The sequence below is a fragment of the Sphingomonas sp. genome (assembly GCF_040398505.1).
Classification (GTDB): Bacteria; Pseudomonadota; Alphaproteobacteria; order Sphingomonadales; family Sphingomonadaceae; genus Sphingomonas.
This window is the reverse complement of record NZ_JBBATX010000171.1, coordinates 1-3,741: the sequence shown is the minus strand read 5'-3', so window position 1 is coordinate 3,741 and position 3,741 is coordinate 1. Positions and strand designations below refer to the sequence as shown.

Below are 3,741 nucleotides of genomic sequence, written 5' to 3'. Positions count from 1 at the left end.
GCGCTGATGCGCGGCGGCCTGACCATGCCAGAAGGCCAATCGAACGGGTGGGACGATACCGATTGCGAAGGCAATATCACGACCTATGGCGACCATGTCGGCGCGATGGAAGTGAAGGCCTCGTGGACGCCGCTGCCCGCCGACCATTCGCTCGATTACCGCTACAAGACCGCGATTGCCGAAATCGTCGACCCGACGACCAAGGCCAAACGGCAGGTGACCGTCGGCCTGGTCGGCCTGCACATCGCGCGCAAGACGGTGGCGTTCCACCAATGGATCTGGGCGACGTTTGAGCAGATCGACAATACGCCAGACGAGGCGGCGGGCGGGGGCTTCGTCGCGCCGACCTTGCCCGCCAACCCCAACCAGAAGCCGTCGCCGGGCTACACCTTCTTCAATCCGAAGTGCGACCCGAAGACCAATGCGTTCAAATGCGTACACAATGCACCGCCGACACCATGTCCGGCTGCGCCCGGCGGAACATGCCAGCCTTATACTGCGCCGATGCAGATCACGCGGGTGACGCCGGTATCGGCGACGGCGAACAGCGTGACGGCCTATTTCTGGAGCTTGCTGCCGCCCAAGTCGGTGTTCAATTATTACCGGCTGATTGGCGTGCAATGGCCGACCAACAGCGGCAATCCGCTCCCGGCCGGGCAGCGTCTGCCGCTGCCGCAGGGCACGCCCTCACCCAAGGGTGCGGCGGGTGGGACCGGGCAGATCCTTGCCGATGCCACGCTCGAATCGTTCCAACAGACGCAGGCGGCGTGCATGGATTGCCATGCCAACTTCACGTCAATCGCGTCGGCACCGGGGCTGCAGGCGTCGGCTAAGGGTGGCTTGCGCAAGGTGTCGAAGCCTGCGGCCGGCGCGCAGCAGCCTTATGCTTCGGATTACTCGTTCCTGTTTTTGACGGAAACGAAGCGGTAGGAGCTCGGGTGGCGGGTGGCGACGCGGCGAAGCCGCGTCGTCGGTCGGCGCTGTAGCGCCGCCGGGGCACCCCACAAAGTATTACTTTGTGGGGACCCCGATCGGCCGGTCGCGTAGCTGGGGGCTTGATTTAGCTTCGCTAAATCTGCGCGCTACGCGACTTCAAACAGTCCAGCCGCCCCCATGCCCCCAGCGGTACACATCGACACCACGACATAGCGAACCCCACGCCGCCGCCCCTCGATCAGCGCATGGCCGACCAGCCGCGATCCGGTCATCCCGAACGGATGCCCGATCGCAATCGCGCCGCCGTTGACGTTATACTTTTCCGGATCGATCCCGAGGAAATCGCGGCAATACAGGCATTGCGACGCGAACGCTTCGTTCAATTCCCACAGCCCGATATCCGCGACCGACAGCCCGGCGCGCGCCAGCAATTTGGGGATCGCGAAGACCGGGCCAATGCCCATTTCATCGGGTGCGCAGCCCGCCGCTTGAAAACCGCGATAGATGCCCAGGATTTCGCGTCCCTCGGCCTTGGCCGTGGCATGGTCCATCACGATCTGCGCCGAGGCACCGTCCGAAAGCTGGCTGGCATTGCCTGCGGTGATGTTCTGCCCCGGCCCGGTGAACTCGCCGCCCGGCCAGACGGTCTTGAGTCCCGCAAGGCCCTCGGCCGTCGTGCCGGCGCGAATGCCCTCGTCTTGCGACAACAATACCGTCTCGCTGCCGGCCGGCTCGCCGCCTTTGCCGAACAGCGCCCTCTCGACCGTGATCGGCGCGATTTCTGTGGTGAACGCCCCCGTTTCGAGCCCGCGGACCGCGCGTTGCTGGCTCATCGCGGCATAGGCGTCCTGCGCCTCGCGGCTGATGCCATAGCGTTCGGCGACGATCTCGGCGGTCTCGATCATCGGGATGTACGCGGCGGGTTCTTGCGCGATCACCGATTGGTTGACGTAGCGCGGCGCTTCCTTAGTCACGGTGAAGCTGACCGATTCCATGCCCCCGGCCAGCGCGACATCCATTTCGTCGCAGATGATGCTCCGCGCGGCGAGCGCGATCGCGGTCAGGCCGGAGCCGCATTTGCGGTCGAGCGTGAAGGCGGGGACGCTTTGCGGCAGACCCGCCGCGAAGGTCGCCATGCGCCCGGCATTGCCGCCCTGGCTGCCCCATTGATTGCCCACGCCCCAGAAAATCTCGTCGATCCGCGCCGGGTCGATCCCGGCGCGCTCGACCGCCGCGTTCATCACATGCGCCGCCAGCACAGGGGCCTCGGTCGCGTTGAAGGCACCACGATAGGCTTTGCCGATCGGCGTGCGGGCGGTGGAAACGATCGCGGCTTCGCGCATAAGAAAGGCCTTTCAAGGAATGCGCGTGGCTTACGGTCTGCACCGTTTCTCCACAAGCGCGGGATCAGTGATGGATCAGGCGAGGGTAGTGGATACTTCTCCCCTCCCTTCCAGGGAGGGGAGGCAAGAAGAGTTGACCCCTGCGTACCCGGAGCCACTATGCCGCGTATGAACCACATCCTGATCGTCGATGACGACCCGCACATTCGCGACTTGCTCGCCTTCGCGCTCGGCAAGGCCGGGATGAGCGTGGCGGAGGCAGCGGATGGCGAGGATGCGCTGGCGGCGCTTGCGCGGCGGATGCCCGATCTGATGGTGCTCGACATCAATATGCCGCGCCTCGGCGGGCTCGATCTGTGCCGCAAATTGCGCGCCGAGGGCGGGGCGGGGGCGACGCTGCCGATCCTGTTTCTGTCGTCGCGCGATGACGAGATCGACCGCATCGTTGGGATCGAAATCGGCGGCGACGATTATGTCGTGAAGCCCTTTTCGCCACGCGAAGTGGTGGCGCGGGTCGGCGCGATCCTGAAGCGCGGATCGGCCCCGCCTGTGCCACCCAAGGCGGTGACGCACGCGCGCCTGTCGCTCGATACCGAGGCGTGGGAGGCGCGCTTCGACGATGCGGCGGTGTTGCTCACCGCAACCGAATTCCAATTGCTGCTGCTGTTCGCGACGAGCCCGACCAAGGTTTTCTCGCGCGATGCGATCATCGATCGGCTGCATGGGCCGGGCTTTGCCATCACCGACCGCACGATCGACAGCCATGTCCGCAATTTGCGCGGCAAATTTCCCGAGGTCGATCTGATCGAGACGCGCGCCGGGATCGGGTATCGCATCGGCAGTTGCCGTTGAGCCTTGATGTGATCGGGGCGCTGAAGACCTTTGCCAAGGCGCATTGGCCCAAGTTGCGGCTGCGCGTCATCCTGTTCGGGACGTTGCTGTTCGTGGCGACCTTGCCCGGCGTCGCGGCGCTGTCGCTGCGCGTGTATGAGAATACGATTGTTCAGCAGACCGAATCCGAACTGATCGCGCAAAGCGTGGTGCTGGCCGCGGCGTATAAATCAGCGTGGCGAAACGGGGCACCGGACCCGGTGCCACGCCCGCTTGCGCCCGAAACGCCGGGGATCGATTTGCGCACCGATGTCGTGCTGCCGTCTGCGCCACGCGGGGGGCGCGCGGCTGGTCCGCCCGACCCCAATGCCGTGCAAGTCGCGCAGAGGCTCCGCCCGATGGTGAGCGATGCGGTGGCGGTCACGCTGACCGCGACGCGTCTGCTCGATGCGCGGGGCACGGTCGTGCTCGGGCGCAACGATGCCGGCCTTAGTTATGCGAAACTCGCCGAGGTGCGCGCGGCGTTGCGCGGGCGTCCGGCGACCGTCCTGCGCGAACGCAGCGCGGCGGAAATGGCCGACTGGCGGGCGATGCTGAGCCGGGCCTATGCGATCCGTGTGCACCACGCCCG

General features: G+C 65.7%; 3 protein-coding genes and 1 pseudogene. 3 read left to right on the top strand and 1 reads right to left on the bottom strand.

Annotated elements, in window-relative coordinates; all coding sequences use genetic code 11:
• On the top strand, positions 1–930 hold a 930-nt coding region (locus ABWP09_RS13955; RefSeq protein WP_353205727.1), incomplete at its 5' end, for a hypothetical protein.
• A gap of 152 nt (positions 931–1,082) precedes the next feature.
• Here the strand turns inward: ABWP09_RS13955 and ABWP09_RS13950 are convergent.
• Positions 1,083–2,279, bottom strand: coding sequence for a thiolase family protein (locus ABWP09_RS13950; protein WP_353205726.1), 1,197 nt, complete (start codon positions 2,277–2,279; stop codon positions 1,083–1,085).
• Positions 2,280–2,438: 159 nt separating this feature from the next.
• On the opposite strand from ABWP09_RS13950, the gene ABWP09_RS13945 reads away from it, so the two are divergent.
• Complete coding sequence (locus ABWP09_RS13945; RefSeq protein WP_353205725.1) at positions 2,439–3,131, top strand: response regulator transcription factor; 693 nt, start codon at positions 2,439–2,441, stop codon at positions 3,129–3,131.
• Positions 3,122–3,741, top strand: a pseudogene (locus tag ABWP09_RS13940) (sensor histidine kinase); the annotation flags it as partial. The gene ABWP09_RS13945 and the pseudogene ABWP09_RS13940, both read left to right, overlap by 10 nt.